This is a genomic window from Mesorhizobium sp. M6A.T.Ce.TU.016.01.1.1 (genome assembly GCF_003997065.1).
GTDB classification, from domain to species: domain Bacteria; phylum Pseudomonadota; class Alphaproteobacteria; order Rhizobiales; family Rhizobiaceae; genus Mesorhizobium; species Mesorhizobium mediterraneum.
Genome location: NZ_RZTJ01000188.1, coordinates 1 through 381, shown reverse-complemented (window position 1 = coordinate 381; position 381 = coordinate 1). Strand labels below are relative to the sequence as shown.

General features: G+C 63.5%; 1 protein-coding gene. It reads left to right on the top strand.

Annotated elements, in window-relative coordinates; translation table 11 throughout:
- Positions 1 to 69: 69 nt before the first annotated feature.
- Positions 70 to 381, top strand: a 312-nt coding sequence (locus tag EOC94_RS33910; RefSeq protein ID WP_185928401.1) for a GMC family oxidoreductase N-terminal domain-containing protein, incomplete at its 3' end; no start/stop codon positions are given.

Here is a 381-nt window from a genome sequence, read left to right as displayed (position 1 = left end):
ACTCTATGGCGAGATCAACCAGGCGATGACCCCGATGTGGGAGCGCATCGCCGGACAGCAGGCGCGCACGTGACCGAAGCTTCACCGTCTCCGTTCGGCAGTTACGACTACGTCATCGTCGGTGCCGGCTCCGCCGGCTGCGTGCTCGCCAACCGGCTCTCGGCCGATCCGCGCAACAAGGTGCTGCTGCTCGAGGCCGGCGGCAGCGACCGCTATCACTGGGTCGATATCCCGATCGGCTATCTCTTCTGCATGGGCAACCCGCGTACCGACTGGATGATGAAGACCGAGCCGGAAGCCGGTCTCATCGGACGCAGACTCAACTATCCGCGCGGCAAGGTGCTCGGCGGCTGTTCATCGATCAACGGCATGATCTACATG